Origin of the sequence: Erwinia sp. S38, assembly GCF_016624545.1 — a bacterium.
Classification (GTDB): domain Bacteria; phylum Pseudomonadota; class Gammaproteobacteria; order Enterobacterales; family Enterobacteriaceae; genus Erwinia; species Erwinia coffeiphila.
Map to the genome: position 1 here is coordinate 11,643 of NZ_JACVTS010000021.1, position 26,151 is coordinate 37,793.

Here is a 26,151-nt window from a genome sequence, read left to right on the forward strand (position 1 = left end):
AGAGTCCCAAAGAGGATAACAATATGGTCTTTACTCCCCTGAACTTCCTTCAGGTGAGCACATGCTACCGGCCCTGGCCGGCGGCTGGTCAGGCACGCCCGCGCAATAACGGAGTGTCGCCATGACCCGCTCACCCGTCGCCGTTACGCTGAAAGGCATTGGTTATGCTTTTGGCGAACACCGCGTACTCAATCACATCGATCTGGCTATCGAACCCGGCTCTATCGTCGCCCTGCTCGGCCCTTCCGGCTGCGGCAAAAGCACGCTGCTGAAAATTCTTGCCGGGCTGCTGGAGCCGCAGCAGGGCACGCTGCATTTTGGCGAACGGCTGATTGCCAGCGCCGCGAAAAGCACGCCGCCCGAACAGCGCGATATCGGCATGGTTTTCCAGGATTACGCCCTGTGGCCGCATATGACGGTGGCGCAGAACGTGGCATTTCCCCTGCTGATGCGGCGGGTCTCCGCCCATGAGCGCCAGCAGCGGGTAATGCAGGCGCTACAGCGCGTCGGACTCGGCGATTTCGCCGCACGCAAGCCGTCCGATCTGTCGGGGGGTCAGCAGCAGCGTGTCGCATTGGCGCGCGCGATTATCGCTGAACCCAAAATCCTGCTGTTCGATGAGCCGCTATCCAATCTTGATACCGATCTGCGCGAGTCGCTGTGTCTGGAGATGGCCACGCTGCTGCGCCAGCTCGGCACCACCGCGGTGTACGTCACCCACGACCGGCGCGAGGCGGAGATCCTGGCGGATCGCATCGTCTGGCTGGCCGCGGGCTCCGTTTCTGCTATTCAAACCGTTACTTCACTCTCTGGGGAACCCGCATGACATTGTTTAATCCGATGAAGACAGGAGCTATTTTCGCCATGTTGTTGACTTCTGGCATGATGATCGCCGACGCACAGGCACTGACCGTTTATACCGCCGGGCCGGGATCGCTGGCAAAAGGCCTGGCCGCAGGCTTTGAAAAACAGACCGGCGTAAAAGTGAATATTTTCCAGGCCACCACCGGTAAGGTGATGGCACGACTGGAGGCCGAGCAGGCTAATCCGCAGGCGGACGTGCTGATTTCCGCCTCCTGGGATACCGCCGAAGAGCTACAGCAGCGCGGCTGGCTGCTGCCGTACCAAAGCCCGAACGCGGAAAAAGTCCCGGCTGAGTTCAAAACCGCCGACTATGTGGCGCAGGGGATCTCCGCACTGGGGATCGTCTGGAACACCAAGAGCGGCACCCCGGAGCCAAAAGAGTGGCAGGATCTGACCGCAGAAGCCTTTAAAGGTAAGGTGACCACGCCGGACCCGTCCCTGTCAGGTGCTTCTCTCGATCTGCTGATTGGCCTGCAAAACAGCATGGGCGATCGTGCATGGCAGCTGTTCAGCAAGCTGAAGGATAACGGCATGGTCATTGCCGGCCCTAACGCCCAGGCGCTGACGCCGGTGCTACAGGGTGCGAAAGCCGCCGTGTTTGGCGCGGTGGACTATGTTTCCTACGGCAGCATCCAGGACGGCGAAGCGATCAAAGTGATCTTCCCGGCCAGCGGTACGGTGGTGGCTCCACGCCCGATGATGATCCTGAAAAGCAGCCAGAATGCGGCGGATGCCAAAGCCTTTGTCGACTACGTGCTGTCTGAAGAAGGCCAGCAGAAAGTGGCCGATGCCTGGCTGATGCCTGCCCGTTCAGACGTCGGTGCCAAACGCCCGCTGCTGAGCGACCTGAAAATCCTTCCGGCACAGAGCAGCGGCAGTGCCGATCGCGGCAGCGTGTTAAAACGTTTCGCCGACCTGTTTAAACAACCTTAATCCCTACCCGGTGGCACCCTCAGCGGTGCCACCCTCCAGGATCGCCCATGAATTCTCGTCTGATGCCGCTGCTCACGGTGGCGCTGCTGGTGGTGCTGGTTGCGCTGCCGCTGTTGTTTATTCTGTTACAGGCGCTGTTCCCGCATCTGGCCCAGGGTTCGCTGGCCGGGGCGTTCAGCCCGATTCCGGCCCTGCTGCGCGACCCGCAGCTGCCTGCGCTGCTGAGCGGTACGCTTAAAATTGGCCTGACGGTGGCGCTGCTCAGCGCGCTGGTCGGCATTCCTCTTGGCACCCTGCGCGGGCTGTTCAATCTGCCGCTGGCGCGCCTGTGGGATCTGGTCATGCTGATCCCGTTCCTCACGCCGCCCTACATTGCTGCACTCAGCTGGATGCTGGCGCTACAGCACAACGGCTATCTGTATCAACTGATCGGCTTCGATCTCAACGATCTGCTGTTCAGCCAGAACGGCATTGCACTGGTCATGACCCTGAATATCTTCCCGGTGGTCTATTTTGCCGTGTCGCGCAGCCTGCTCGCCAGCGGGCAGCATCTGGCAATCGTGGCGCGGGTTCACGGCGCCAGCGCGTTGAGGGCCTTCTGGCACGTTACATTACCGATGATGCTGCCCGCGCTGGCGGCCGGGGTGCTGCTTTCATTTACTCTGGCCATTGAGGAGTACGGCGTTCCGGCGGCGCTCGGCTCCCGTGCTGGCGTGGTCATGCTGACGGTCGGCATCGAAGAGCGCCTGGCGGACTGGCCTATCGATCTGCCCGGTTCCTCGCTGCTGTCGATGCTGCTGGTGCTGGTGGCGCTGGCGGCTTACACCCTGCAACGCAAGCTGGTGGGCAATAAAGAAGTCACCAGCATTACCGGCAAACCCGCGCTGAACAAAGGCGCGCAGCTGGGCCACTGGCGCTGGCCCGCGCTGGTGCTGTTCAGCCTGGTGGCCTTCGTTGTGGTGATCATGCCGATGTCTTCGATGCTGCTCAGCGCCCTGCTTTCCACCCTTTCCGGAGGTATCCGGCTGGAGAACGTTACCCTGCGCCACTTCAGCGCGCTGTTTGCCCAGCACGGTGATGCGCTGGACGCGCTCTCCACCAGCCTCGGGCTGGCCTTTGCCGCCGCGCTGATTACCGGCGTGATTGGCTTTCTTGCCGCCTGGCTGGTGGTGGTGCGCAAAATCCGCGGGTCGGTCTTTATCGACGGGCTGTCGCTGCTGCCCGCCGTGCTGCCCGGGGTGGTGGTCGGCGTCGGGTTAATTTTGCTGTGGAATCAGCCGTTCTGGCCGGTAACGCCCTACAACAGCTGGCCGATCCTGCTGCTCTCCTACTGCTGCCTGCTGCTGCCGTGGCCGGTGCGCTACGTGGGCAGCGCGCTGAAGCAGCTGGGCGGCAATCTGGAACCGGCGGCGCGGGTACACGGTGCCAGCCAGTTCCAGGCGCTGCGCTACATCGTGCTGCCGCTGGTGTTCCCCAGCCTGCTGGCGGCGATGCTGATGGTGTTTGCTATCGGCTCGCGCGAGCTGGTGACCTCGCTGCTGCTGGCTCCGGCGGGTATGCAGACGGTATCGGTGTTTATCTGGCGGCAGTTCGAACAGGGTTCCGTCGGCCAGGGTATGGCGATGGCGACCATTGCGATTACCACCGGGCTGACGTTGATGCTCAGTGCGCTGGCGCTGATGCAGCGTCGGGAGCGCAGTTAGCGCCGCGATCATTCCTAAAAACGGCGGACTCACTGCCGCAGCCGCTACACTTGCTCCAGAGCGGTTAACAACGGAGGCGTCATGAGTCCACTGCCACAGGAGAAAATTGGGCAGAACATCCTGCTAAAACTGGCCACCCTGGTGGTTATCCTCGCCGGACTGAAGCTTTCGGCGGAGATCGTGGTGCCCTTCCTGCTGGCGCTGTTCCTCGCTATCGTACTGAATCCGCTGGTGACAGCGCTGATGCGGCGGGGGCTGCGGCGCGGCATGGCCATCAGCCTGGTGGTGGTCGTGATCCTGCTGATCATCGCCATGCTGGTAGGCATGATCGCCAGCTCGGCGGATGAGTTCAGCGCGATCTATCCGCAGCTCCAGTCACAGGCAGAGCAGAAACTCGCGGTGTTACAACACGCTGCCGCGCGTTTTCACATTCGGCTTTCCAGCGAAGCGCTGATGCAGCGGCTCGATCCGGGGGCGATGGTCAACGTGGCCACCAGCATGTTTACGCAGATTTCCGGCGCGATGACCCAGCTGGTGCTGGTGGTGATGACGGTGGTGTTTATGCTGTTTGAGGTCCATCACCTACCCTACAAGCTGCGTAACGCGCTGGTGAATCCACAAATCCGCATTGCCGGTCTGCACCGGGCGCTGAAGGGCGTCACGCATTATCTGGCCTTAAAAACGCTGATTGGGCTGATTACGGGATTCGCCGTCTGGCTGGTACTGCTGGCGCTGGGGGTGAAGTTCGCCCTGCTGTGGGGGGTAGTGGCCTTCCTGCTTAACTATATTCCTAACATCGGCCCGGTGATTGCCGGTATCCCGCCGGTATTGCAGGCGCTGCTGCTGAACACGCCGCTGGATGCCGGGCTGGTAGCCGCACTGTTTATCGCCATTCATATGCTGTGCGGCAATATGCTGGAACCGCGGCTGATGGGGCGCGGACTGGGGCTGTCGAGCCTGGTGGTATTCCTGTCGTTGATTTTCTGGGGCTGGCTGCTTGGGCCGGTGGGGATGCTGCTCTCCGTACCGCTGACCAGCGTCTGCAAGATTCTGATGGAAACGACGCCGGGCGGCAGCAAGCTGGCGATACTGCTGGGCAATGGCCGCCCGGTCAAATAATCAGTCGACGATAAACAGCTGTGCGCCGTGCTCGGTCCAGGAGCGGTGTGCTTCCGCATTATCGGCAACCTGATAGCTCATTCCCGCGCGCAGGGTAAAGACGCGGCCATCGTCAAGCTCGGTATGCAGCTCGCCGGACAGGCACAGCAGAATATGCCCTTTACTGCACCAGTGATCGGCAAGATAGCCGGGGGTATAATCCACCCGACGCACGCGCACGTCGCCAAACTGCTGCGTGCGCCACTGCGCGCTGCCGGTTTCCCCCGGATGTTCCGTTGCCTCAATCGTCGACCAGTCCGTTATGCCGAAAGGAATATCGCTTAATTTCATTGCCAAACTCCATGGAGTTAAACATTGAAATTACCCGGTTTATTCAAACATGCACACCGATTTCAGTCGAAAAAAATCCACCAGAGGGCAATTTTCGACGCGAAAGGTCGATTTCAACAATAATCGGCCCGTCGCCGGTCGCTTAAAATACATCATAAGAAATCCAGGCATTGACTAAACATTTAAGGCGAATTTTTCTACTTAAATCAGCCGCAGCCGCTGCGCATCAACGTAAAGTTGCTGCCATAATACTCACTTGCCTCATTCACCTTTTTTGCTGCTGTTGTTTTACCGCCGCCAGACACCACGGGAGAACACTTTGCTCGCGACTGAAAAAACCAGGCACGGCCTGCGCTGGCTGGTTGCCGCAGGACTGATACCGATCCTGCTTTGCCTGATGTTCACACTGCTGGAAGCGGGGCAAATGGTGAAGCGGCAGCTTGCCGTCACCAGTTCAATGCTGATGTCCCAGGCGGAGAATATCAGCGACAGAGCGCGGGTCATGACCGCCTCCCTGCAGGAATACAAAAATCATCGCTGCGCGGATATCAAAGATGAGCTGCAGGAATATGGCTCGATGCATCCCTACTTTCGCTCGGTGGGTCTGGTTCAGGACGGTAATGTTGTCTGTTCATCTACCTTTGGCGAACGCCAGGATTCAATAGAAGACATTATTCGTCGCCCGCTGCCGCCCGAACATAAAGACCTGTGGAGCCTCTCCGTTGCCGGAACCAGCGGAGTCAGAAATCGCCCTGCGGTACTGTTTATGCATGAAGACCGTGACGGATTCGCCAGCTACGCGCTGGTCGACGGGCAGTATTTCATTGATTTTATCTGGGCGGCAGGCATGCGCCACGATTATGACATTTCGATGAAATTTGGTGACGGATTTGCCATGTTTAGCGGCGTTCCTGCCACCCGCCAGAGTGATAAAAAGTGGGGGAACTACACGCTGAATACTCACTCTGAACGTTATGCGATCACCCTCAGCGTTACCTCTTCCCGCAGCGAGCTGCTTTATAACTGGCAGCAGGTGCTGTTCAGCCTGATGCCGATGGCGCTGATCCTTTCCCTGCTGTTTGTTGCGCTCACCAGCAACTGGCTGAAACGCAAAAGCTCGTTCCGCGATGAAATTCGCCGCGGCATAGAACGCAACGAATTCTCCGTTCACTACCAGCCGGTCTTTAATCTGCAAACGCAGAAATTTAGCGGCGCTGAGGCGCTGATGCGCTGGCAGCGCCCTGACGGACACTGGGTGCGGCCGGATGTGTTTATTTCCGCCGCCGAGTCCGAAGGTATGATTGTGCCGCTGACCCGCTACCTGCTGCAAAGGGTGATCCAGGACAGCGCGCAGTGGCAGCTGGACCCCGGCTTTCATCTCAGCGTGAATCTGGCCGCAGAGCATCTACAGCATGATGACTTCATGTCAGATATTCGCGCCTTTGCCGCCGGGATGGATCATCTCAAGCCGACGATCACCCTCGAACTGACCGAGCGCAGCCTGATCGGCGAAGATCGGATGGTTTCCCAGCGGCTGGCCGAACTGCGCCGTGAAGGGATCATTATTGCGATTGACGATTTTGGTACCGGGCACTGTGCGTTGTCATACCTGCAAACCTTCCCACTGGATTACCTGAAGATCGACAGGGGCTTCGTTAACACCATTGAATCGGTTGACGGCGAAACCCCGGTGCTGGATGCGATTATCTCGCTGGCCGATAAGCTGGCGTTAAAGGTGGTAGCGGAAGGGGTGGAGAACGAAATGCAGCTACGCTATCTGCAAAATCACGGCGTATCGCTTATCCAGGGCTACTACTTCGCCCGCCCGATGGAAAGCGCGGCCCTGTCAGAGTGGCTGCAGGAGCACAACGCCAACGGGTACCAGGATACCCGCGCCGTTTAATCCCCACATGCTGGAATATTCACCTGGTCGGGCGCTAATTAAGGCGCTCGATCGACCACCATTTCCCCTGGCTTCTGCACATCCTGCTTTTATCAATTTCTGAATTTTTTACCCGAAAAAATGCGACATCGCGCAGAGGTTCTATACTAAACGGTGGTGAGATGCGTGATTGGGCCGTGTAAGTACGCCATTGAAGCCCGTCGCCACCGCATTTTGCCGCTGGATTTTTCCTTCATTATCGCGCCGTCAGCTCATCTGCTCTGAGTGGTGATGAAGGAATTTTGGGATTAAAAACAGAAAATTACAGGGTGCTTGATATGATTTCACGTAGGAAGCGTGTCAAACCAATTGGTTTAAAAGACGTCACTATCATCGATGACAGTAGATTACGCAAAGCCATTACCGCGGCCTCACTGGGCAACGCCATGGAATGGTTCGATTTCGGCGTTTACGGCTTCGTTGCCTATGCCCTTGGTCAGGTATTTTTCCCCGGTGCCGATCCCGGCGTGCAGATGATTGCCGCGCTGGCGACGTTCTCGGTACCGTTCCTGATTCGCCCGCTTGGCGGATTGTTCTTTGGGGCACTGGGCGATAAGTATGGTCGCCAGAAAATTCTGTCCATCACCATTATCATCATGTCAGTCAGTACCTTCTGTATTGGCCTGATCCCTTCCCATGCCTCTATCGGCATTTGGGCACCGATCTTGCTGCTGCTGTGTAAAATGGCTCAGGGCTTCTCGGTGGGCGGAGAATATACCGGTGCATCAATCTTCGTTGCCGAATACTCCCCGGACCGCAAACGCGGCTTTATGGGCAGCTGGCTGGACTTCGGCTCTATCGCCGGTTTCGTGCTGGGTGCGGGTCTGGTGGTGCTGATTTCAACCGTAGTGGGTGAGGAGAAATTCCTCGACTGGGGCTGGCGTATTCCGTTCTTCGTGGCGCTGCCATTAGGGATTATCGGTCTGTATCTGCGCCACGCGCTGGAAGAAACCCCGGCGTTCCAGCAGCACGTCGATAAGCTTGAGCAGGGCGACCGTGAAGGCCTGGCCGACGGTCCGAAAATCTCCTTTAAAGAGATTGCTACCAAACACTGGCGCAGCCTGCTGTCCTGCGTCGGGCTGGTGATTGCCACCAACGTCACCTACTACATGCTGCTGACCTATATGCCGAGCTACCTGTCGCATAACCTGCACTACTCGGAAGATCATGGGGTGATGATTATTATCGCCATCATGCTGGGTATGCTGTTTGTGCAGCCGGTGATGGGGCTGATGAGCGATAAATTTGGCCGTCGTCCGTTTGTCATTATCGGCAGTATCGCGCTGCTGGTACTGGCGGTTCCCTGCTTTATGCTGATTAACAGCGGCGTGATGGGGCTGATTTTTGCCGGTCTGCTGCTGCTGGCGGTGATCCTCAACAGCTTTACCGGCGTGATGGCATCGACTCTGCCCGCCATGTTCCCAACCCACATCCGCTACAGTGCCTTAGCCAGCGCCTTTAACATTTCGGTGCTGATTGCGGGCCTGACGCCAACGCTGGCCGCCTGGCTGGTTGAAGCGACCAGCAATCTGTATATGCCGGCTTACTACCTGATGGTGGTCGCGCTGGTGGGTCTGGTGACCGGTCTGACGATGAAGGAGACGGCGAACATGCCGCTGCGCGGTGCCACTCCGGCAGCGTCGGACATTACCGAGGCGAAAGAAATCCTGCAGGAGCATCACGACAACATCGAGCAGAAGATCGAAGACATCAACGAGCAGATTGCCGAGCTGGAAGCGAAGCGTACGCACTTGATTAATCAGCATCCGCGGATTAACGAGTAATTCTTGAGGGCCGGGCATATCCGGCCCTTTTGCTATGTACCGATAACCACCATGCAGCATATTGATGCTGGCTGTAGTCATCCCCCTTTAGCTTCCACTATGGTCCAGACCGCAATTTATGCGGGCCAGACCGTGTGAAATATCGCGCTGTTGCCCATTTTCCCCGCAGTCAGTTGTTCAGATAAACCTTACGTGCGGCGCAGACACCATTTTGACTCACTAAACGGCTACACTTGTCCTTCGACCGAAAACTGAATCTGAGGTAAGAAACATGAAAATCAAAAGCTATGCGGCACTGGCTGCAGGACAGGCTCTGGAACTGTATGAGTACGAAGCCGGTGCGCTGGGCGCAGAGGAAGTGGAAGTCGAGGTGGAATACTGCGGCGTCTGCCACTCCGATCTGTCGATGATCGATAACGAGTGGGGCATCTCGCAGTTCCCGACCATCGCCGGACATGAAGTGATCGGCCGCGTGGCGGCACTCGGCGAAGCGGCAAAAACCAAAGGCCTGAAAATCGGCCAGCGCGTGGGTATTGGCTGGACGGCCAAAAGCTGCCAGCACTGCGATGCCTGTATTAACGGCGAGCAGGTCAACTGCCAGCAGGGCAGCACGCCAACCATTCTGAACCACGGCGGCTTTGCCGAGAAACTGCGTGCCGACTGGCAGTGGGTGATCCCGCTGCCGGAGAGCCTGGATGCGGCCAGCGCCGGTCCGCTGCTGTGCGGCGGCATCACGGTCTTTAAGCCGCTGCTGATGAGCAACATCACCGCCACCAGCCGGGTCGGGGTGATCGGCATCGGCGGCCTGGGCCATATTGCGATTAAAATTCTGCGCGCGATGGGTGCCGAAGTGGTGGCGTTCAGCTCCACTCCGGCCAAGAAGCAGTCAATCCTCGACATGGGCGCGGACGAAGTGGTGAACAGCCGCGATCCTGAAGCGCTGAAGGCGCTGGCGGGCCGTTTCGATCTGATTATCAGCACCGTGGCCGTTGACCTCGACTGGCAACCCTACTTCAATGCGCTGGCGCCGCAGGGCAAGTTCCACACGGTGGGCGCGGTCATGAAGCCGTTCCAGGTCAGCGCGTTTGACCTGATTATGGGCGATAAGGCGATCACCGGTTCTTCTACCGGTTCTCCGGGCCAGCTGCGTTCGCTGCTGAAGCTGGCCTCGCGCCGCGATATCGCCCCGAAAGTGGAGTTCTTCCCGATGTCGAAAATCAACGAGGCGCTGGACCACGTGCGCGCCGGTAAAGCCGATTTCCGCGTGGTGCTGAAAGCCGACTTCTAACCCCCGCGTCACGGTTGGCCACAGGGCACGCTGCCGCAGTGAGCCAACCCGCCATCCCCCTTCTTTAGCTACCTCCTGCAGGTGGCTTTTTCTTTTCAGTGCTTTGGCAATTGTTAAGATTTCGTCATTCCGGAACTTATCGAAACTTTAATTGTCCTTCGCGCCTGATAATCGTTTACAGCCACAACGCTAATACATATAGTTCTCATTCTCTTTTTTAATAAAGATGAAAACTGCGGCGCGGATTGGGCCGTACAAGCGCCTCACCGGTTAATACAGGGATAAATTAACACGCCAGAATCACCTTCCATTTATTGGGACTTAACAGCGCACGGTGCGGGAAAGCGTCAATAAATAACTGATAAATGAGGCCCGATTTTGTCTTCTTCGCGTACCCTGCCGCACCACCGTACAGCAGCATCCTCTGCCCGGTCCCTGTTTAAACCAACCCTGGCCGCTCTGCTGGTGCTCTCCGCACTTCAGCCCGTATTTGCCGCCGAGACCACTGAAAACACCCTGACCGTAGAAGCAAAAGCGGGGGACAGCGCAGCATCACCCACCGCTGACACCGACTACAGCGTTCCGGTCACCACCGCCGGGACCAAAATGCCGCTGGCGCTGCGCGATATCCCGCAGTCCGCAACCATTGTCAGCAAACAGCGTATGCAGGATCAGGCGCTGCAGAGCATCGGCGACGTGCTGACCAACACCACCGGCATCTCTGCATTTAATATCGACTCCGACCGCTCATCCTACTGGTCACGTGGCTACCTGATTAACAACTACCTGTTCGACGGCATCCCAACCGTGGTGGACGATATCTGGGACTTCGGCGATAACGCCGCCGATACCGCTATCTACGACCGCATTGAAGTGATTCGCGGCGCCAACAGCCTGAGCACCGGTTCCGGCTACCCGTCAGCCTCCGTTAACATGGTGCGCAAGCACGCCGACAGCAAGGTGCTGACCGGCAGCCTGTCTGCCGAAACCGGCAGCTGGGATAAGCAGCGCTACGTCGGCGATGTGACCGTGCCGCTGAACGAAGAAGGCACCGTGCGCGCCCGCGCCATCGGCGGCTATCAGGAAAACGACAGCTGGCTGGACCGCTACCACAAACGTAAACGTTTCCTGAGCACCATTATTGATGCGGATCTGACCGATTCGACCACGCTGTCACTCGGCTGGGATTTCCAGCAGAGCGAAATCCGCGATCCGAGCTGGGGCGGCATTCCAACCTGGTACAGCAACGGCGAGCGCACCCACTACGACCGCAGCTTTAACGCCGCGCCGGACTGGTCCTACAGCGACAAGCAGAGCAATAAAATCTTCGCCACCCTGGCACAGAAGTTTGATAACGGTTGGCAGGCGCAGATTAACGGCAGTCACAGCAAAACCACCTTCGATACTAAGCTGATGTACCCGTACGGCTACCCGGACAAAGACACTGGCCAGGGGGCTTACCTTTACAGCGGCTGGAACAAAGGCACGCGTAAAGTTAACTCGGTCGATGTCTACGCCAACGGCCCGTTTGAACTGCTGGGCCGCAGCCACGAGCTGATGCTCGGCGGCAGCTACAGCCGTCAGCAGAACGACTTTATGAACACGTACTTTGATGGCATGGTTTACAACGGCAACTACAACAACTGGGACGGCAACACGCCACAGGGTGACTGGAAAGACTGGACGGTGGAAGATGACGACACCATTCGTCAAAAATCTGCCTACACCGCAGCACGCTTCTCGCTGGCCGATCCGCTGTCGCTGCTGGTTGGCGCGCGCTACACCCAGTGGAGCGCTCGTGGGACCTCCGGCGACAAAGACAGCAAAAAAATCGCGCCTTATGCTGGCCTGACCTACGACATCAACGAGACGTACTCTGCTTATGCCAGCTACACCAGCATCTTCCAGCCGCAGAGCTCGCGCGATATCACCGCCAGCTACCTCGATCCGGTTAAAGGTAAGAGCTATGAAGCGGGCCTGAAGGGAGACTGGGCAAACAGCCGTCTGACCGCCACCCTGTCCGTATTCCGCACCGAGCAGAACAACCTCGGCGTAAATACCTACAGCTATATCCCGGGCACGACCGAATACGCTTACCAGGCGGTGGACTCCGTCAGCCGTGGGGTAGAATTCGAAGTGAACGGCGCGCTGACCGACAACTGGCAGATGACCTTCGGCGCCTCGCGCTATATCGCCGAGCAGCGTGACGGCACGGCGGTGAAACCAGAACTGCCGCGCACTACCGCCAAGCTGTTCACCAGCTATCGCCTGCCGATGCTGCAGGATCTGACCGTTGGCGGCGGCGTGAACTGGCAGAACCATACCTGGCAGGACGGCGTTTACGGCCCGCAGGGCTACACCTATGTTGAACAGGGCAGCTACACCCTGGTCAATCTGTTCAGCCGCTATCAGGTGACCAAGCAGCTTTCCGTACAGGCCAATATCAACAACCTGTTCGATAAAGAGTATTACGACTACCTGGGCACCTACGCCGTTTACGGTGCGCCACGTAACTTCTCCGTGTCGGCAAACTACACCTTCTGATGCGGTAAAAAACCTGTCTTTTGATGCCAGTCCGCTTCGGCGGCTGGCATTTCTCAGCACGATAAGCAAAAAAACGATCCGCATTATTGGTTTCCCGATACACTGCACCATGGACCGGATAAACACTGCTTATTCATGCACTATAATTCACCCGATCACAGCCATCTGAAATTGCGCTCAACGCGCTTTATCCGCCGCATGTTTGCCATGCGTCAGCTGGGTACATTTCTCTGTTTTAACCCGATCATCTCGGTGCTGCTGGAACTACAAAAAGGCAACGCCTTTTACGTTCTGCTGTTTATCAACGCCTTTGTCTGGCCCTGGGTGGCCTACCGCGTAGCGATGTCCTCCGCCGATCCAACCGCCAGCGAGCGGCGTAATCTGACCATCGATGCGGCCCTTGGCGGCTTCTGGGTGGCGATGATGGGTATCAGCCCAATGCCATCGCTGATCATCATGGCCGTGCTGGCCTCGGATCGTTACGCCGTTGGCGGCTGGCTACAGCTGCAATCGGCGATGCGGGCATTTTTACTGATCTTTATCCCGATGTGGATGCTGAACGGCATGCCGTGGCAGACCAGCTTTAGTACCCGTACAGTCTGGTTAACCCTGCCGCTGGCCGCTGGCTATATGTTCGTGCTTAGCGCCGTTTCATATAAGTTAACCCTGACGCTGCGGCGCAAAAATCGCGAACTTGAACGCATCTCACTGATGGACCCCAGCCTGGGCATCCCCAACCGCCGCCTGTTCGATCGTCGGCTGGAAAGTGAATATTTACGCACCCGGCGCGGTGAATGCCGTGCCTGGCTGCTGCTGCTTGATGTCGATAATTTCAAAACCGTGAACGACACCTTTGGTCACGAGGCGGGGGATTTCCTGCTGGCGGAAATTTCCGCCCTGCTGCGCAACGAGGTGGGCGAGCAGGATATTCCGGCACGCTTTGGCGGTGATGAGCTTGGGGTTATCGTCCACGATGCGGATGAAGTGGGCATACTCGCGCTGGCCGAAACCCTGCAGCAGAAAATTACCCGGCTGCGGCTACCGGCCTCGGCGGATTTTCACTGTTCGATCAGTATCGGCATTGCCGCCGCCAGCGAGGCGGAGAGCCTGCAACAGTGGTTGAGCCGCGCCGATCTGGCCCTGTACAGCGTGAAGCGAGCGGGCAGAAACGGCGTTCAGCTGTGGCGACCCGCGCCGGAGAACCCGACGGCATAAAAAAAGGTCCGGCCCCCCCTTACAGAAGCCGGACCCGATATCCTTACGGATAAAACGTCATGGGATATTTGCGACGCTCAGGAATCACCCCTCTTCCTTGAGCCATAATTTTTTGTACTTTATCGGGGGGATGCCGACTATCTGTTTAAAAACCCGATGGAAATTGGTCACGTTTTCAAAACCCACCTGCGTGGCAATCTGCGCGATACTGTCATCCGAGCTGAGCAACAGCGATTGCGCTTCACCAATGCGGCGGCGAATCAGGTACTGCTTGGGTGAATATCCCGAATAGGCCTTAAAGCTGTGGATCAGATAAAAGCGGTTGATATTCAGATCGCGCGCAATCGACTGTAGCGTCAGTTCCTGATTGTAGTGCGCATCGATAAACGTTTTTATTCGCTTGCCTAATACCTTGTTTTCACTGGTCGGGTCCGCCGCGGATTCCTGCCAGACTTTTTTGCAGGAAAGCAGCAGCGCTTCCACCGCGCTGTTGATAATTGCCAGCGTCCTCTGCTCTTTGCGGCTCACCTGCAGCCAGAGCAGCTCAAAAATACACAGCAGTTCACTGTAGCGGTCGCCGCTGGGGAGCACGCCCGGCTGCTTGCGATCTTCCAGCTGGTTGAGTTTCAAACCGTCAATATGCAGCCCGTCCAGCCCACAGCAGTAGATCAGTGCATCGCCGCTGACGTGCGGGCGTTCTTCATGGGTGATCCCGGCATTAAAGATCAGGATGTCACCCTCTTTCACCAGATAATGGACCCCGTCAATGCTGTAATCACCGCTGCCGCGCGCCATAAACATGATTTCCAGGCGCTCATCATGCTTGTGCATCACGCGCGGAATACCGGATTCCTCGCCGCCGATCTTGCACACAAACAACAGGCGTGGAAGACGCCATGCATCGGTGCAGAGCAGATCGCTTTCACTCTCTTTCAAAAAAACCAGCATCGTTACCTCGCCAGGCGGAGTGGAGCTTCAGATATCATCTGCCGTGGTTGCCAGCGAAGTCCCAATCTTTTACTGATTGAGTCAGTATTACCGCCGGGCGGCCCGCAAACAATCACAATGGTTGTTTTAGTGAACAATATAAGATCATGTAATTATTTAATAAAATTATCTGTACTGGCAATTTATCGCGTAAATTGCTTTTTTTAAGTCGCCGATAGCGAAAATCAGATCGGCTTCGCAGCCCGCCGCCTGTACTCTGCCGGAGCGGCAGGCTACCCGGCCTCCGCAATAATAGCGGCTGCCAGCCAGCGTACCGCCTGCTCTATTGCATCCCCGGTGAATCCCCCCAGACCGAGGATCAGCCCGGGACGACGGCTGGCATCAGCATACATATGCGAAATGGCCCGCACCGAAACGCCCGACGCCAGCGCCCGCCTGACGACCTGACGATCGTCCAGATCCTGCCTTAGCCACAGCAGCAGGTGCATCCCCTGATCGCCGGGCTGCACCGACGCCAGATCCGCCGGAATGAATCGCGCGATCGCCGCGATCAGTACGCTACGCTTTTCGGCATACACGCTACGAATGCGGCGAATGTGCCGATCCAGATGCCCCTCCCGCATAAAGTGGGCAAGCACATACTGGTCAGCGTTTGGGGGATGGCGATCCATCAGCATTCGGGCTCCCCGCCAGGCGTCCACCATGCCTTTCGGCACGACGGCATAGCCCAGGCGCAGCGACGGAAACAGGATTTTGCTAAAAGTCCCCAGGTAGATAACCTGCTCCGGAGCCAGCCCCTGTAGGGCAGGGAAAGGATGGCCGCCGTAGCGCAGCTCGCTATCGTAATCATCCTCAACGATCCAGGCCTGGTGCTCTTTCGCCCAGTTAATCAACATACTGCGGCGGGCCATAGACAGCGGCATGCCCAGCGGATACTGGTGCGAGGGCGTCACAAATACCGCCCGGGCTTCCGCACAGCGTGCAATCCCCTCCGCGACATCCAGCCCGGCATCATCGACCGGCACCCTGACCATCTGCTGCTGACGACCATGGCACTCAAAAATAGAGGTAATGCCGGGATAAGCCGGGTCCTCAACCCAGGCTTTATCCTCCTCCTCCAGCAGAACCTGTGTCGCCAGATACAACCCCTGCTGAGTGCCGGAGGTGATAATGACCTGTTCGGCATGACAGCGTACCGAACGGGATTTTCTGACGTATTCGGCGATAGCCTCACGCAGTTCAGGTGCGCCAGCGGGCTCGCCATAGCCGGAAGGTGCGCCGGGGCCTCGAGCCCTTATGCGATTGCCAATTCGCCGCCAGATATCGTCAGGCAGTGTGTCACCGGCAGGAACCGACACCGCAAACGGCACGGCCGGCATCGGTGAGATTTGCCCGGCGGCACGCGCGAAGCGCTGCGCTCTGGCAGAAAGCGGAGGGGGCGCCGAGTCCCGCAGCCGATCGGTCGGCGATTTATCCGGCAGGGTGAGATCGCTCGCTACCCGGGTGCCAGCCCCGCGCTCTGCCTGAAAAAATCCTTCAGCAATCAGTTGCTCATACGCAAGGGTCACCGTGCCCCGGGATAGCCCCAGTGCGGCGGCCAGTACGCGCGTGGAAGGCAGACGATCGCCCGCCTTAAGTTCCCCTCGCTGAATCGCCCTCTTCAACGCCCGCGCCAGCTGCTGGCTGAGCTGCCCCGACTGGCGATCTAACTCGCCAATAGAGGGAATTTCCACTACTGCTACGGTTCTGGACATGATTGTGGCCTGGTAATTTTGCGTGATACTGGCCCTTAATTGCAGGCCACTATTGGCGTAATTTAGCACGACCTTCTGCGGCAGGTCAGTAGCCAGCCACGCCCGTTCTCTTTCATGTTTACCAGGAGTGAACCATGTACCCTTCTTCTTTATTCAGCGAAAAACGGCCTGAGGTGCTCCATAGTCTGATCGCGGAGTATCCGCTGGGGATGCTGGTCAGCGCTCAGCAACAGCTTGAAGTACTGCATATCCCTTTTGAGTTTCAGCCGCGCGAGGGCGATATGGGCAGCCTGTATGCTCATATCGCCCGCGCCAATCCGCTGTGGCAAAGGGTGGCAGCGGATAGCGATGTGCTGGTGGTGTTTCGCGGCGCGGAGGCCTACATCTCCCCCAACTGGTATCCCTCAAAGCAGGAAACGCACCGTGAAGTCCCCACCTGGAACTATCAGGCGGTGCACGTCCGTGGACGCATCTCATTCCGTGACGATGAGGATTTTTTACGCCAGATGATTGCCAGCCTGACCCGGAAACAGGAGTCGGCGATGCCGCAGCCGTGGCAGCTTTCCGACGCGCCGGAAAATTTCATCAGCGCCATGCTGAAAGCGGTCGTGGGAATTGAGATCCGCATCAGTGAAATTGACGGGCTGATGAAACTGGGGCAGAACAAGAAAGCCGCCGATCGGGAAGGAGCCGTAACGGCACTCTTCGATCGCGGCCAGCAGAAGATTGCCGGGGCGATGCGGGCGGCAGGCAGGGAAAAACGTTAAACCGGCCCGCTGCGGGTCAATGCGGAGCGGCGGCGCAGAGCTACTCTGCTGGCGTCAGCAGCGCGAGCGCGATAAAGGCTTCAATATCTTCCGTCGCCTGCTGGCGTGCGCTGGCGGAAGGTTCAACGATCAGCAGATCGCTGTAGCCGTTGATCATCGCGCCCAGCTGGCGGGCTGTACGGAGTGGAGCGGCGCTGCTGAATACGCCTTCCGCAATACCGGCGTTAATAATGCCATCCAGCAGCAGCTGCCATTTATCCACCATCTGCCGGGCCAGCACTGCCCAGGTTTCATCGTGAATGGCCAGCTGCCACAGCGAACCGTAAAGCTGCCAGACCGCGTCCTGCACATCGGGCAGATAGGTTTGCATCAGCATCCGCAGCTGTTCCCTGGCGGGCTGACCGACGATCCTCGCTTTCAGATTATCCAAATCGGCCTGCAAAAATACGGTCAGCGCCTCCAGGCACAGCGCCTGCCAGTCACGAAAGTAGTGATAGATATGACTGCGGGAGAGGCCAAGATGCTCTGTCAGCTCGCGCGTGGTCACTTTTTCCACGCCTTTCTCAATAAACAATTCAATCGCGCCGCTCAGGATTCTGGCTCGTAGTTCTTCCGCAGTTTCTTTCATCTGTTATTCCGTGTGACCTCTGTATTTACTTAACGCAGTGAACCGGCCGCAAAACCCGCCGCAGAACCAGCGAAGTCAGCACCAGCAGCGCAGCGGCGCTGCCCAGCACGGCAAGGAAGGCGCGATCGAAAGCACCGTAGGCCAGGCCCGTCAGCTGAGCTGCACGCTCCGCTCCCATTCCGGCAGCAATGCGTAACGCTTCGTCAATGCTATCATAAGCCGCCTCCCCGCTGACCAGCCCTTCCGGCAGAACCAGCCCGTAACTGTAAACCGCCGTCATCATTCCCCCCAGCAGCGTCACGCCCAGTACGCCACCCAGTTCCCAGGAAACATCTTCAATCGCCGCGACCATCCCGGCTTTTTCTTCCGGGGTGTTGAGCATGATGGAGGTAGATGCAGCGGTAAACATCGCACCCAGGCCGCATCCGATTACAAACAGGGCCAGCATCTGCCATATCAACGCGCTGCTAAATAATCCCAGCAGGCAGATGATCCCCAGCGCGCTGAGCGTAAAGCTGAACATAATCACCGCCCGCTCACCGTAGCGCGGCAGCAGCACACCCGCCAACGGAGCCGCCAGTACCGACGCCACCGGCAGCGGCAACAGCATCAACGCGGACATCAGCGGCGACAGCCCCAGAACCAGTTGAAGGCGCTGGGTCAGTACCAGTTCCACGCCGGTCAGCGCAATCCCGGAAACGATAGCAATCATCACCCCACCGGAAAAGCCGCCATTACGAAACAGCGAAAAATCGATCATCGGCTGCGCAGCACGCTGCTGGCGACGAACGAACAGCGTCAGGAACAGTGCGCCGACGGCAGCAGAGGCCACAACAGAGAACAGCGATGCGTTGATGTTGCTCAGTTCTTTCAGAGCAAAAACCGCACCAACCAGACCGAACATAATTTGCAGCGATCCCACCAGATCGAAAGGCCGCTGGCGATTGCCGCCGCTGTGTGGGATGAGCCAACAGGCGAAAGGCAGCACCACCATGACCACCGGCACGTTGATTAAAAAGACCGATCCCCACCAGAAGTATTCCAGCAGCAGCCCGCCCAGAACCGGCCCCAGCGCCGCCGCACCGGACGCCACCGCGGCCCAGATGCCAATGGCCAGCGCCCGCTCGCGTTCATCGACAAATACATGGCGCACAATCGCCAGCGTGGCGGGCATCATCATGGCCGCGCCCACGGCCAGGAACACGCGGGAAGCAATCAGCAGCCCGGCGGTGGGGGAAAACGCCGCACACCAGGAAGCGAGGGCAAACAGCGGCAGGCCGATGATAAACAGCCGTTTGTGGCCCAGGCGATCGCTGAGCATCCCTGCCCCCGGCAGCAGACCGGCCACCACCAGCGGATAGGCGTTGATAATCCATAATTTTTCCGCCGCCGTGCCGTTCAGCTCCTGCATGATGCGCGGCAGCGCGGTGTACAGCACCGTCATATCAATGACGATCAAAAATAGTGTACTGGTGACGATCGCCAGCACCAGCCAGCGGTTATTAACGTGCATTGGAAACCCTCTCTGAGCGGCGTTGGTCGTCAGTCCGCACGCCGCATTGCAATTTTGAGCGGTTGCTCAAGAGCGGGAAATTACTTGAGCAACCGCTCAAAATCAAGAGGAGTTTTTACGGCAACGGCTAATGATCCGGCTATCAAACCGGATTCAGAATTGCCGTCACCTGGTCGGGGGTTAGCGATATGCCGAAGAAGTCATGATAAAAATCAAATACTTCCTTATTCATATCAACATCGCTAAAACGTGCCGGATAGAGCGTTTTCGCCAGCCACAGAATTTGCAGCACGGCTTCGCTGGTTTCCCGGCACCACCAGAACATGCCCTGCGGGTTGGTATACACCCGATGCTGCTGCACCGCCGCCACGCCCTGCCAGGCCGGGGAGTGCATGATCTCTTCCGCATCGCGGTGATTCATCGCCACAATCACCTGCGGATTCGCGGCAACCACCTGCTCCAGCGACACTTCACCGTTGCTGTTTTTGCGCTGCCCGAACCACTGTTCCGCCACGTTGCGCGCCCCGGCCAAATCCATCCAGTCCTGATTAAGCGAAGGCCGACCGCTGCTGGTCAGCGGGCTGCCCATGCTGTGATACAGCGAGACACGTTCGCTCGGCGGCAAATCCTTCAGGCCTTCACGGATCAGCGCCACGTTGCGGTCGAAATACGTCTGGTAGCGCACATCCACCGCCACCGCATCCGGCCCCAGCGCCTGCGCGGTGCGGGTAACCCGTTCGCGCAGCGCAGCCATTGAGTTCGACTTAAGCATCAGCGTGTTAATGCCCGCCGCCGTCAGCGCTTCCGGCTGGGCCAGCCGCATGCTTTCAGGCACGATCAGCAGCTGGGCATTGAGCGCAATCACCTGTTCGGCGCTGATTTCGTGGCCGTTGTTGGCGCTGATAACCGGCACGTTGGCCAGCCCCGGATAGCTTTGCAGCAGCAGCGGAATCCGCTTTGCCACGACTGACGTCCCCACCAGATTCTGGCTGTAGCCGAGCATGGCAATCGTCGCCGTTTGCGCGGGCCAGGGCGTGGCCACGCGGATCGTGGTGTGCCCCGCAGGCTCCGCCGCAGCGACGGCGGCAGGCAGCAGTATGATGGCCAGCAGCCTGAGCGCCCGCCGTTGAAGTCGTGAAATCATCATTATCTGGCGCACCCTCAGGTGCGCCCCTCGGTTATCAGAAGTCAAACGTCACCGACGCGCGAACCTCGCGGGCGGTACCGGCAAAGGCGCTGGCGGAGCTGCCGCTGCCGTCGGTATCGCCAGGGAAGATGGAGGCCCAGTAGCGCTCATTAGTGACGTTATTCACCATCAGGCGCAACGTGGCCGGAACATTGCCGATGCGGGTGCTGTAGCGCGTGCCCAGATCCAGCGTGGTATAGCTCCCGGCCCAGGTGCTGTTGGTGTTATTGGCGGCGCGCTTGCCGGTGTAGTGCAGATTCGCGCTGTAAACCAGTTCCGGCATGGAAGGCAGGTTGTACTCCACCAGCAGGTTAGATTGCACCTTCGGCACGCCCACCACCCGCTTGTTGCTGGTATCTTCAGAAACGGTATTTTTCAGTTTCGGATCGAGGAAGGTCACGCCGCTGTAAACGTTCAGCCCCTGCCACAGATTGCCGCTGGCGGTCAGCTCCAGCCCTTTATTCAGCTGGTCGCCCTGCTCTTTGTAAACCATATCGTCGGGGTCAACATAGGCAAACGGACGCTTCAGGCGGAACAGCGCCGCGCCCAGGTTCATGCCGTTCACGTCGGCCTTCAGACCGATTTCATACTGCTCGCTGCGGTACGGATCGAGGGTCGTGCCTTCGTTTTTCACGCCCTGGCCGGTCGGTGCGGTGCCGCCCTGCTCCAGCGAGTCGGCGTAGCTGATATAAGCCATCACCGACGGGGTGATTTTGTACATCAGCGCCAGGTTCGGACTGAGTCCGTCTTCATTCACCTGGTCGGTTTTTGCCGCCTGGTTATTGTAGCTGCGGGTTTCCAGCCAGCTCTGGCTCAGGTAGGCCATCGCCGACCAGCGCGGGTTAAAGGTCAGCGTATCGCCGATAGTCACGCTCTGCTGGCTGGTCACGCTGGTGCGATAGCGCGCGCCGCTGTTGATGATCCGCCCGTCGCCCGGTTCCTGCATTGCCGACGGATCGTAGTAGTTGCTGGTGCCCAGGCTGTAGCGCTGGCTGCTGCCCTTCGCCGAGTAGATCGACCAGACGTAGCCGCTGGTGGCAAAGGCAAGATCGTGGCCGATGCTGCCGGTATCGACGTGACCGTTCAGCGTCAACATATTGCTCAACACGCGGAAGCGGCCTGCGGCGGCGGAGTCGGTCACCGAGCGGCTGAGGGTTCCGCTGTTGCTGGTCAGAGTGTTCGACACGGTACGCATCGCGCGGTCGGCCTGCTGATAGCCCACACCGGCGGTCATCGACCAGCTGTTATCGAAGTAGTGGATCAGATGGCTGCTGATGGTGTCGGTGGTCAGATCGTTACCGGTGGTCGGCAGCGTGTAATTCTTGTTATTCGGGTTCGGGGCTTTTGGCAGGTCGATGCCGGTGCCGTAGCTGAAGCCGCTGACGTAGCCTTTTTGCAGGAATTCGTAGTGGCTGGCGTCCAGCTGTAATTGCGTACCCGGGCTGATATTCCAGTCCAGCGCCAGCGACACCAGCTTGCGCCGCAGAGTACTGTCATCGACGTTGCCTTCCCCCTCTTCATCCAGCAGATTCAGGCGATAGCCGAACTTATTCTCATCGTCAAAATGGCCGCCAAGGTCGATATGTCCGCTCCAGGCGTTGCGGCTCTGATAGCCCAGGGTCACGCGGCGCAGGGTCTGCTCCGTCGGGCGTTTGGCGACAAAGTTAAACTGCCCGGCCGGGCTGGCGGGGCCGTAAAGTGCCCCGGTCAGGCTGTTCAGCACATCCAGCCGCTCCAGCATTTCCACCGGGAACGCGGTGGTGGAAACAATATTCAGGCCATCAAGACGGCTGTTGGACACCACGCTGCCCTGCATACCGCGACTTTGCGGGCGGCCGACGTCCATCCCACCGCGCGCCTGCATCTGGGTGCTGGGTGAATACTTCAGCAGCTCGCTGACGCTTTTCGCCTGCTGGTTATCAATCATTTCATGAGTGACGGTAGTGGTGGAATACGGCGTATCCAGCCGATCTTTACTGCCCAGCGGACCCAGATCGGTCTCGGCGGTGGTGAAACCGGCTCCGGCCTTACTTTCATCGGTCAAATCGCGGGGGGCGCTGGCGGTGACGAGGATTTGCTGTTCTTTGCTGGGCTTTTCAGTACTGGCAGAGGACGCGGTTGATACCGAATTTTGGGCGGCGAAGCCCGGCAGCGCGACAAAAATCGCGCCGAGAAATATGTTTTTCATTAAGGAGTTAGCTGTCGTTATATAAAATACTATATTACGATCGATAAGGCGGCTATTTAGTGATCGCGATCACGTTTTGGCACCCCATCGCCTCAGGGGTAAAGCGGATAAAAAAATGCCGCACGGGAGTGCGGCATCGAATGACTCATTCAGTACCGCTTACTTTTGGCTGTCAGGCAGTGCGAAGGCAATCAGATAATCGCCCAGTTCCGCCGCGTGCGCAGCGCCACCTGCGGAAATCACCACATACTGTTTGCCGGTCTGCGGCGACTTGTACACCAGCGGAGACGCAGTCGCGCCAACCGGCAGACGGTATTTCCAAATCTCCTCGCCGGTTTTGCTGTTGAAGGCGCGCATATAGTTATCCTGGGTGCCCGCAAAGAACACGACGCCACCGGCCGTAGCGGTCGGCCCGCCCAGCGTCGGCATGCCAATTGGCATCGGCAGATGGGTTTTCATCCCCAGTGGACCGGTGTCCTCAACGGTGCCGACCGGAACCTGCCAGACCAGTTTTTTGGTATTGAGGTCAATCGCGCTCAGCGTACCGAACGGCGGATTCTGGCAGGGAACGCCCAGCGACGACATAAAGAAGTCCGATTTCAGCCCGACGTAAGGTTTGGCCAGCATCGAGCGGATCGGCGAGCCTTTATAAGTTTTGGCCTGCTCTTCCGTCTTCAGCGCCATCACTTTGCCCATGCGAATGTCGTTAACGTACATCATACCGTTACGTTCATCGATGGAGATGCCGCCCCAGTTCATTCCGCCCAGCGTGCCGGGGAACTGAATATAGTCGGATTCTGCCGACGGGGTGTAGATGCCGTTATAGCGCGCGGACTTGAAGGTGATACGGCACTCAAGCTGGTCAAATGGCGTAATCCCCCACATTTCGCTTTCTTTCAGCGTCGACAGGCCCAGGCTTGGCATATTTGTCGAGAACGGCTGGGTCGGCGACATATGGTCATCCTGCCCGGTCGGTGTGGTGGTGACCGGCAGTTCTTCCACTTTACTGGCCGGTTTGCCTGTCCGGCGGTCCAGCACGAAGATCTGGCCCATTTTGGTGGTCTGAATCAGTACGGGAACGCGTTCGCCTTCCTCATTCTTCATCTCGTACATCACCGGCTGCGACGGCACGTCATAGTCCCAGACGTCGTGGTGGACGGTCTGGAAGATCCATTTCGTCTTACCGGTGGTGGCATCAACGGCGACCACGGCGGAAGAGAACTTCTCGGCTGACGGCGTGCGCTTACCGCCCCAATAGTCAGGCGGCCCCATACCGGTCGGCAGGTAAACCGTATTCAGGTCACGATCGTAGGTCGCAGGCGCCCAGACGTTTGGCGTGCCGCCGGTGTGATTCACCGCATCAGGTGCATCTTCCTCGGCATTCCACGACCAGACCAGCGCGCCGTTACGCACGTCATACGCGCGCACGACACCCGAGGCGTCGTTATCCGAGTGATCGTGTATCCAGGTGCCAAACACGGTCAGGTGGCCCATGATCACCGGCGTACCGCTTGGGTGATAAGCCTGGCCGTTCTCGGTTGGGGTCATGCCTGCGCGCAGATCGACGGTGCCCGCATTGCCGAAATCTGTGCACGCCTGGCCGGTTTGTGCATCCAGCGCCAGCATACGTGCATCAATGGTGGTGGCGATGATGCGACGGCGGCACTCGGCCGGTGCCTGTGCTTTCTCTTCGCTGGACAGCGACGTATCTTTGTCGAGATCGTAATAACCGACGCTGCGGCAGGTAACGTGCGAGGTGGCCGCGGCTTTCGGATCGACCTTCCAGATCGGCTTACCGGTATCGGCATCCACGGCGGCGACGACGTTCTGCGGCGTACAGGTATAGAGCACGTTGCCGATCTGCAGTGGGGTATTTTCATCAACCCCGGCCACTTTACCTTCGAGAATACGGCCGGTGCGGTACGTCCATGCCACCTGCAGCTTATTCACATTTTCCGGGGTGATCTGATCGACGGCCGCAAAGCGGGTGCCGCTGGCATTGCGGGAAAGATGATCCCAGTCCTGATCTGCCTGCGCTTTATAGTCCCCTTCCAGCGCAGCGGGCTGGGTGGCAACCGCAGCGGGATTGTAGATCTTACCGTGTGGCACAAAGGCACCGGCCAGCACGCCGAGCAGGCAGACGAATACGCCCCAGCCGCTCAGGTGCGCCGCGCGTTTGCGCGAACTGATTTCCTTCGCCAGCGCGGGGAATACCCACAGGCTGAGCATCAGGATAATTGCCGGAACCACCAGACGGGCCATCAGCGGCCAGTAAGCCACGCCGCCGACCTCAATTAAGGCCCAGATTGCCGTCGCCACGAAAATAACAATCGACAGCGTCAGCCCGGGGCGCTTTTTCAGCACCAATAAAACCAGCAGAAGCAGATAGGCAATACCGGCGATGATATAGTACAGAGACCCACCCAGCGCGGCGAGTTTCCATCCACCAATGAGAAAATAAATCCCGGTGACGGCGGTAAGCAATCCAAATACCAGAACCAGTATTGGGAAAAACTTATTCACGCGCCCCCCTGAATCACCTGTAGATGACATTAGAAGAATCCCTTTTTAATTATTAAAATAATAGAACCACTCTGACCGACACGAATGTGGCGGTCCGCAAGTGAAAGCCATAGATATGGTAAATAATCACCATAATTTAAAGATACATTTCAAACCAGTGAGATGCACGAAAATATAGCCCTTACTAAATGCAGGAGAATATTTTATTGGATATATTTCACAGATAAAAATAAAGATAGCCATAGAGAAATACAGAGAGTAAATAACGTCCTGTTAGCAACACTCTCCGTTATTACTTCGCAAAAACCCGCTGAAACAGTAAATTAAAAATGAAATACCGAAACAGCACAGTTTGATTAAATATAAAACTGATAGTTTCTTTAAATAATTATCTGCCGTTATAGAAAACTTATGGAATTATATTAAAACCCCTCAGAACGTCCGTATTACTCTCTGCATAATGCCGATTGGATTATTGGGATGCGTGGGGGATGCTGGTTTGTATCGTCTGGTGGCTGCGTGGACGGGGAGCGGTTGCTTTGTATCGTCTGGTGCCTGCGTGACTGCGTGGACGGGGGGCGGCCCCGGCTGGCGGTCCTCGCGCCGCTTCGCGGTGCCTTCACTTTGTTCGTCAGCCGTTCGGACCGGCTCAGACGGCACATCCGTGTGCCGACCGAGCCTTGCGCCCGCGTCCTGCGGGCACATCCTGGCTTCCTCTCTCCGTTCAGCGCTGCGGATTGCCCGTCGCGGCCGCCCCCCGTCCGCGCTGTGACTTTTGAGCCGTTTTCAGATCAGAAAGCGTCTGTTTTGTGAAATCGTGTCTTCAGATCGAAATGGGTGATGTACCAAGTTGTGCAGCCACCCTGATGTCCTTTCTTCAGTCATCGTTATTAATTGCCCGTAGGAGCAGCAACCCGTCTGC

At 58.0% G+C, this 26,151-nt stretch carries 18 protein-coding genes; 10 read left to right on the forward strand and 8 right to left on the reverse strand.

Features of this window, described 5'->3' with window-relative positions; all coding sequences use genetic code 11:
* The first annotated feature begins 121 nt into the window (after positions 1-121).
* The 4 genes from IBT46_RS20415 to IBT46_RS20430 all read left to right on the forward strand — a co-directional run bounded on the left by IBT46_RS20415 (position 122) and on the right by IBT46_RS20430 (position 4,619).
* Positions 122-826 (forward strand): ABC transporter ATP-binding protein, encoded by a 705-nt coding sequence (locus tag IBT46_RS20415; protein WP_200547164.1) that lies wholly within the window; start codon positions 122-124, stop codon positions 824-826.
* Positions 823-1,797 carry an ABC transporter substrate-binding protein gene (locus IBT46_RS20420; RefSeq protein ID WP_200547165.1) on the forward strand — a complete coding sequence of 325 codons (975 nt, stop codon included), beginning with the start codon at positions 823-825 and terminating at the stop codon, positions 1,795-1,797. Before IBT46_RS20415 ends, IBT46_RS20420 begins: the two co-directional genes overlap by 4 nt.
* Before the next feature lie 47 nt (positions 1,798-1,844).
* Positions 1,845-3,500 carry an iron ABC transporter permease gene (locus tag IBT46_RS20425; RefSeq protein ID WP_200547166.1) on the forward strand — a complete coding sequence of 552 codons (1,656 nt, stop codon included), beginning with the start codon at positions 1,845-1,847 and terminating at the stop codon, positions 3,498-3,500.
* Positions 3,501-3,581: 81 nt separating this feature from the next.
* Complete coding sequence (locus IBT46_RS20430) at positions 3,582-4,619, forward strand: AI-2E family transporter (protein WP_200547167.1); 1,038 nt, start codon at positions 3,582-3,584, stop codon at positions 4,617-4,619.
* Here the strand turns inward: IBT46_RS20430 and IBT46_RS20435 are convergent, their stop codons facing one another.
* Complete coding sequence (locus IBT46_RS20435) at positions 4,620-4,949, reverse strand: DHCW motif cupin fold protein (RefSeq protein ID WP_200547168.1); 330 nt, start codon at positions 4,947-4,949, stop codon at positions 4,620-4,622.
* A 319-nt stretch (positions 4,950-5,268) separates the two neighbouring features.
* Here IBT46_RS20435 and IBT46_RS20440 point away from each other — a divergent pair, with 319 nt between their 5' ends.
* From IBT46_RS20440 to IBT46_RS20460, 5 genes are all read left to right on the forward strand, one after another.
* Complete coding sequence (locus tag IBT46_RS20440; RefSeq protein WP_200547169.1) at positions 5,269-6,852, forward strand: EAL domain-containing protein; 1,584 nt, start codon at positions 5,269-5,271, stop codon at positions 6,850-6,852.
* A gap of 317 nt (positions 6,853-7,169) precedes the next feature.
* Entirely contained in the window at positions 7,170-8,675 is a 1,506-nt protein-coding gene (gene proP, locus IBT46_RS20445) for a glycine betaine/L-proline transporter ProP (protein WP_200547170.1), read from the forward strand.
* Positions 8,676-8,946: 271 nt separating this feature from the next.
* Positions 8,947-9,963 carry an NAD(P)-dependent alcohol dehydrogenase gene (locus IBT46_RS20450; protein WP_200547171.1) on the forward strand — a complete coding sequence of 339 codons (1,017 nt, stop codon included), beginning with the start codon at positions 8,947-8,949 and terminating at the stop codon, positions 9,961-9,963.
* A 396-nt stretch (positions 9,964-10,359) separates the two neighbouring features.
* Complete coding sequence (gene fhuE, locus IBT46_RS20455) at positions 10,360-12,507, forward strand: ferric-rhodotorulic acid/ferric-coprogen receptor FhuE (protein WP_200547231.1); 2,148 nt, start codon at positions 10,360-10,362, stop codon at positions 12,505-12,507.
* 135 nt (positions 12,508-12,642) lie between these two features.
* Positions 12,643-13,722, forward strand: coding sequence for a sensor domain-containing diguanylate cyclase (locus IBT46_RS20460; protein ID WP_200547172.1), 1,080 nt, complete (start codon positions 12,643-12,645; stop codon positions 13,720-13,722).
* An 84-nt stretch (positions 13,723-13,806) separates the two neighbouring features.
* On the opposite strand, the gene IBT46_RS20465 is transcribed toward IBT46_RS20460, so the two are convergent.
* Both IBT46_RS20465 and IBT46_RS20470 read right to left on the reverse strand, forming a co-directional pair.
* Entirely contained in the window at positions 13,807-14,670 is an 864-nt protein-coding gene (locus tag IBT46_RS20465; RefSeq protein ID WP_200547173.1) for an AraC family transcriptional regulator, read from the reverse strand.
* Between the two features lie 272 nt (positions 14,671-14,942).
* Positions 14,943-16,424, reverse strand: coding sequence for a PLP-dependent aminotransferase family protein (locus tag IBT46_RS20470; protein WP_200547174.1), 1,482 nt, complete (start codon positions 16,422-16,424; stop codon positions 14,943-14,945).
* A 134-nt stretch (positions 16,425-16,558) separates the two neighbouring features.
* Here IBT46_RS20470 and IBT46_RS20475 point away from each other — a divergent pair, with 134 nt between their 5' ends.
* Positions 16,559-17,191, forward strand: coding sequence for an FMN-binding negative transcriptional regulator (locus tag IBT46_RS20475; protein WP_200547175.1), 633 nt, complete (start codon positions 16,559-16,561; stop codon positions 17,189-17,191).
* A 40-nt stretch (positions 17,192-17,231) separates the two neighbouring features.
* On the opposite strand, the gene IBT46_RS20480 is transcribed toward IBT46_RS20475, so the two are convergent.
* The 5 genes from IBT46_RS20480 to IBT46_RS20500 form a co-directional block, all read right to left on the reverse strand.
* The gene (locus IBT46_RS20480) at positions 17,232-17,819 is read right to left on the reverse strand and encodes a TetR/AcrR family transcriptional regulator (RefSeq protein WP_200547176.1); all 588 of its coding nucleotides are present in this window, start codon (positions 17,817-17,819) and stop codon (positions 17,232-17,234) included.
* A 25-nt stretch (positions 17,820-17,844) separates the two neighbouring features.
* Positions 17,845-19,332 (reverse strand): MFS transporter, encoded by a 1,488-nt coding sequence (locus IBT46_RS20485; RefSeq protein ID WP_200547177.1) that lies wholly within the window; start codon positions 19,330-19,332, stop codon positions 17,845-17,847.
* A gap of 142 nt (positions 19,333-19,474) precedes the next feature.
* The gene (locus tag IBT46_RS20490) at positions 19,475-20,476 is read right to left on the reverse strand and encodes an ABC transporter substrate-binding protein (RefSeq protein WP_370569508.1); all 1,002 of its coding nucleotides are present in this window, start codon (positions 20,474-20,476) and stop codon (positions 19,475-19,477) included.
* A gap of 37 nt (positions 20,477-20,513) precedes the next feature.
* Entirely contained in the window at positions 20,514-22,706 is a 2,193-nt protein-coding gene (locus tag IBT46_RS20495; protein ID WP_200547179.1) for a TonB-dependent siderophore receptor, read from the reverse strand.
* Positions 22,707-22,865: 159 nt separating this feature from the next.
* On the reverse strand, positions 22,866-25,259 hold the full coding sequence (locus IBT46_RS20500; protein WP_200547180.1) for a membrane-bound PQQ-dependent dehydrogenase, glucose/quinate/shikimate family: 2,394 nt from the start codon (positions 25,257-25,259) through the stop codon (positions 22,866-22,868).
* Positions 25,260-26,151: the final 892 nt, after the last annotated feature.

Bases quoted from the DNA above. Each gene is read 5' to 3' on its own strand.
- IBT46_RS20415 (WP_200547164.1), top strand. From the start codon at position 122: ATGACCCGCTCACCCGTCGCCGTTACGCTGAAAGGCATTGGTTATGCT.
- IBT46_RS20420 (WP_200547165.1), top strand. From the start codon at position 823: ATGACATTGTTTAATCCGATGAAGACAGGAGCTATTTTCGCCATGTTG.
- IBT46_RS20425 (WP_200547166.1), top strand. From the start codon at position 1,845: ATGAATTCTCGTCTGATGCCGCTGCTCACGGTGGCGCTGCTGGTGGTG.
- IBT46_RS20430 (WP_200547167.1), top strand. From the start codon at position 3,582: ATGAGTCCACTGCCACAGGAGAAAATTGGGCAGAACATCCTGCTAAAA.
- IBT46_RS20435 (WP_200547168.1), bottom strand. From the start codon at position 4,949: ATGAAATTAAGCGATATTCCTTTCGGCATAACGGACTGGTCGACGATT.
- proP (WP_200547170.1), top strand. From the start codon at position 7,170: ATGATTTCACGTAGGAAGCGTGTCAAACCAATTGGTTTAAAAGACGTC.
- IBT46_RS20450 (WP_200547171.1), top strand. From the start codon at position 8,947: ATGAAAATCAAAAGCTATGCGGCACTGGCTGCAGGACAGGCTCTGGAA.
- IBT46_RS20460 (WP_200547172.1), top strand. From the start codon at position 12,643: ATGCACTATAATTCACCCGATCACAGCCATCTGAAATTGCGCTCAACG.
- IBT46_RS20465 (WP_200547173.1), bottom strand. From the start codon at position 14,670: ATGCTGGTTTTTTTGAAAGAGAGTGAAAGCGATCTGCTCTGCACCGAT.
- IBT46_RS20470 (WP_200547174.1), bottom strand. From the start codon at position 16,424: ATGTCCAGAACCGTAGCAGTAGTGGAAATTCCCTCTATTGGCGAGTTA.
- IBT46_RS20475 (WP_200547175.1), top strand. From the start codon at position 16,559: ATGTACCCTTCTTCTTTATTCAGCGAAAAACGGCCTGAGGTGCTCCAT.
- IBT46_RS20480 (WP_200547176.1), bottom strand. From the start codon at position 17,819: ATGAAAGAAACTGCGGAAGAACTACGAGCCAGAATCCTGAGCGGCGCG.
- IBT46_RS20485 (WP_200547177.1), bottom strand. From the start codon at position 19,332: ATGCACGTTAATAACCGCTGGCTGGTGCTGGCGATCGTCACCAGTACA.
- IBT46_RS20490 (WP_370569508.1), bottom strand. From the start codon at position 20,476: ATGATTTCACGACTTCAACGGCGGGCGCTCAGGCTGCTGGCCATCATA.
- IBT46_RS20495 (WP_200547179.1), bottom strand. From the start codon at position 22,706: ATGAAAAACATATTTCTCGGCGCGATTTTTGTCGCGCTGCCGGGCTTC.
- IBT46_RS20500 (WP_200547180.1), bottom strand. From the start codon at position 25,259: ATGTCATCTACAGGTGATTCAGGGGGGCGCGTGAATAAGTTTTTCCCA.